The 3,664-nt window shown below is 67.9% G+C and carries 3 protein-coding genes; all 3 read right to left on the minus strand.

Going from position 1 to position 3,664, the window contains the following annotated elements:
* Positions 1-321: 321 nt before the first annotated feature.
* A complete protein-coding gene (locus ACZ6O2_RS24980) occupies positions 322-1,734 on the minus strand; it encodes an FAD-dependent oxidoreductase (RefSeq protein WP_466024503.1) in 1,413 nt (470 codons plus the stop codon).
* Positions 1,735-2,303: 569 nt separating this feature from the next.
* Entirely contained in the window at positions 2,304-3,095 is a 792-nt protein-coding gene (locus tag ACZ6O2_RS24985; RefSeq protein WP_466024504.1) for a YaaA family protein, read from the minus strand.
* On the minus strand, positions 3,095-3,430 hold the full coding sequence (locus tag ACZ6O2_RS24990; protein ID WP_350710422.1) for a DUF1801 domain-containing protein: 336 nt from the start codon (positions 3,428-3,430) through the stop codon (positions 3,095-3,097). The genes ACZ6O2_RS24985 and ACZ6O2_RS24990 overlap by 1 nt, the downstream gene beginning before the upstream one ends.
* Positions 3,431-3,664 lie beyond the last annotated feature (234 nt).

Here is a 3,664-nt window from a genome sequence, read left to right on the forward strand (position 1 = left end):
GGCGGAGAGAGGAAACAACGAGGAGAAGAAAAAAAGGGGGCGAGTCCCTCTCCTCTCCTTCCCCCCCCCCCCCCCCCCCCCCCTCTCCCCCCCCCCCCCCCCTTCCTTTTTCCTCCCCCCCCCCCCCCCCCCCCCCCCCCCCCCCGGGTTCCGGTCACCGACCGGAGGCGGGGCTACGGCGAAGACCCTGGGCGCTGTCGCGTTGTCGGATCGGTGGACACGCCGAGCCTTGTCAGAGCGCACCAGCGGCAGGGGCTTTGGCCGTAGACCGTGGACGGCCCCGGTCGGAGCCTGGAGACAGTCCGCCCCGGGGGCCACCGATCATGGCAGCGGATCGCCCGAGCGTGAGCCTGCCCGTCCGGTTACGGCTCCGGTCACGGACTCGTCCGTCCATGACCGGCCCGGTGCGGGGCGGAGGACCGCATGCCGTAGCACCCGGCGCATCATCGCGGGCCGCATGAGCGCCTGAGGGGGATCGATCAGACCCGCCACACGCATGAACCCCTTCGTCACTTCCGGGTCCTGGGTGGCGGCGTACTGAAGGCGGGCCATGTAGGCGTTGCCGATCCGCACCTTGAGGGTGCGCTTGCCCTCCACGCCCGGGAAGTCGAGGTCGCCGCCCGCGGCGATGTCCCACGGGGTGTCGATGACCCGGGACAGGTCAGCGAAGAAGCGCTGCGGTGTGGGCGCACGCCCCTCACGCAGATGCTGCCGCAGCGTCATCGCCTCGATCGCGGCGACGCTCATGCCTTGGCCGTAGACGGGGTTGAAGCTGCAGAAGGCGTCGCCGATGACCAGGTACCGGTCAGGGAGGCGCAGCAGTCGCTCGTACCGCCGGCGGACGCTGGCGGGGAAGCGGAAGGAGACGGGGTCATCGAGCGCCTCGGCGTCGCGAACCGCGTGGTAGACGTCGGGCACCGGCAGGGAACGAACGAATTCGAGGAACGCCCCGGGATCGGTGGGCGGGTAGTCCCCGAGCAGTCCGGTCAGCGAGAGAATGCAGACGTCCTGGCCGACCTGGCCGAAGAAGGCCCCTCGCGGGTGGCCCGGGGAAGCGACCGGGTTGATCGACTGCACGCCGTCGAACATCTCAGGACGGGTTCGGTAGTGCCGGGTCGTGTACGCGAGCCCGACCTTGACCCGTTCCTCCTCCGGCCGCTGGTATCCCAGACTCTCGAGCCAGGCAGGCGTACGGGAGCCTCGGCCGGTTGCGTCGACAACCAGATCGGCATCCAGCACCTCGACGTCGGCGTTTCCGGTCCGCCGCTGCACCCGTACCCCGACGATCTGCTCCCGATCGTCGGTGGCGACAAGGCCGAGCACGTCACACTCCTGTATGAAGGTGACGTTCGGCAGGGCCGCGACCCGGTTGCGGACGTGGTTCTCGAGGACTGGGCGGGGGGCGGTCACCGAGATGAGCCCGGTGTGGGCGGGCTGTATCTTCCGGCCGTTGAAGAACCACCGCATCTCCCCCAGATCGCCGGTGGGCACCCCGCTGGCGCGCAGTTCGTCGGTGATCCCGGGGAACAGTTCCTCGAGGATGAGGTGTCCCCGTGCGTGCAGGCCGTGCGCGTGGACGGTGTGCGGCGCACCCTTGCGAGGCGTGCTGACGCCCAGCACCTTGTCACGCTCCACGACGACGACGTCCGCGTAGGATTCGGCCAGGACCCTGGCCGCGAGGATGCCGCCCATGCTTCCGCCGAGCACGACGGCGCGGGCTCCGATATGACTCATCGACGTTTACCTTCCTGATGGAAACCGGGACCGGTCGGCCTGCCGCGGTGCGACGTCAGCATGGAGGCGCCTTTCGATGGCGGTCGGTCGGCCGAGGACCGGCCGGGGTTCTCGAAGGGTCGAACCGGCCTGAGCGTCGTTTACGGGGCTACCGCCAGGGTTGTCACCGGCGGCTCCTGTGGCATCTCCCCGCGTGCGATGCCGGCGACGTGCACCAACACGGGTCCGCACCGGTGCGGCAGGCCCGGCCAACGGAGAGTGCGACGCGGTGGGAAGTCGTTGCCGTCAACCGCGAGCGGTCCGGGGACGTGGACGGCCTGGGCGGGCCGTCACGACGGCCGTCACCGGTCCGGACTTGAGCGGAGCCATACCCAGTGCGCGACGACGACCGCCATGTGCAGGGGTGAGCGCCGTGCGGTGGAACCGCCCGTCGAGTGGTGCACGGGAGCCGGGAGCGGTCTTGTCCGAGGCGGCTGCCACGAGTCCTCCCACCGCGGCACCGAAAGGTGTCGAGGCGCGCCAAGGCAACCGTGACGAGCGGTAACTCGCAGGACGGGTGCGACGGCTCGTCAGCCCAGATCGTTCAGGCGGACGCTGAGACCCTTTCCTTCGAATTCCTCGCACACGAACGCTGGCTGGCGAGGCTTGCTCAGCGCGGGGTCGTACCGGTAGCCGATCTCGGCGAAATCGAGGAGGTCATCCGGATTCTCGACGCGGGCTGTCAGCAGCCATCGAGCGAAGGCGCCGCGCGCGATCTTGGCGTGCACCACCACGAAACGCGGCTCTCCCGTCTTCGGGTGCACCGTCATGAAGCGGGGACTGATGAACCGGTCCCGGTCGAGGAACGCCGTGACGGTCTTGTTGTACTCCACTGCGGCGAGATTGACGATGACGCCCGCGGACGGCAGACACCGGGCGATGGAGTCGCCCCAGAATTCGTACAGGTTGGAGTAGGGCGGATCGGGCAGCCGGTAGCCCATCTCGAGTCGGTACGGCTGAACCGCGTCGTGAGGACGAAGGATCCCGTACAGACCCGAAAGGATCCGCAGTCGGTCGTCTGCATACGTGCGGTCGGCCGCCGAGAAGTCACACGCGCGCAGCCCGCTGTAGATGTCGCCCGCGAAGCTGTCGATTGCCGGAGACTGCCGCTCCGGCTCGACGCCCCAACTCGCGAGGAGCGCATGGGTCTTCTCGGCCAGCGCCGGCGAGATCTCCATGACGGTCGCCAACTGCTCCACCGGCAGGGTCTGAAGGTAGGCCGCCAACTCCTCGGCCCTGCCGCGCAGTGCCGGCTCGGTCAGTGTCGCGTCGCCGCGGGGCGCCGACCGCATGACCTTGGAGGTGTGGATGAGGACGATCATCACTTGTCGATCGACTTGATGAGTTCCTTGATGACGCGCTTCAGCTCGGTCTTCTTGGCTCGCGCGTCCTTCATGTCCTGGAAGTAGGCCATCCGGCGACCGTCCGTGTAGTTGCCCTCCAGCAGCTTGCTGTCGATGTCCACTACCAGCGGGTTGTGGAACACCAGGTGGACGTGCTCCTTGGCCCACAGGTTGAAAGTCGCCAGGTACTCCCCCTTGTAGGAGAACGACGGCGCCTTCCACTTGATCTGCTCGGTGATCTTCGGATTGATGGCCTTGATGCTCTCGCGGAGCATCTCGACCTCCGCCTTGAAGGGGTGGTCGAGTTTGTCCATGAACGCGTCAACCTCGTCAGTCTTGTTGACGGTGTTGTCGACCTTGCCCATTTCGCCTCCGCACCGAGATCGATACCCCTGGCGAGCATACCGAAGTCAGGCGTCGGTTCACGGTGGCAAAACGTGGCCGGGACCTCCGAGCGGGTGGTGGTGCGACCGCCGGCGTCGCACCACCACCCCGTGGGCGAACGGATTCCCCACCCACCGCAGGGAGAAAGCCCCCAACGTTGTGGA

The sequence above is a fragment of the Micromonospora sp. NPDC048040 genome, assembly GCF_055587185.1.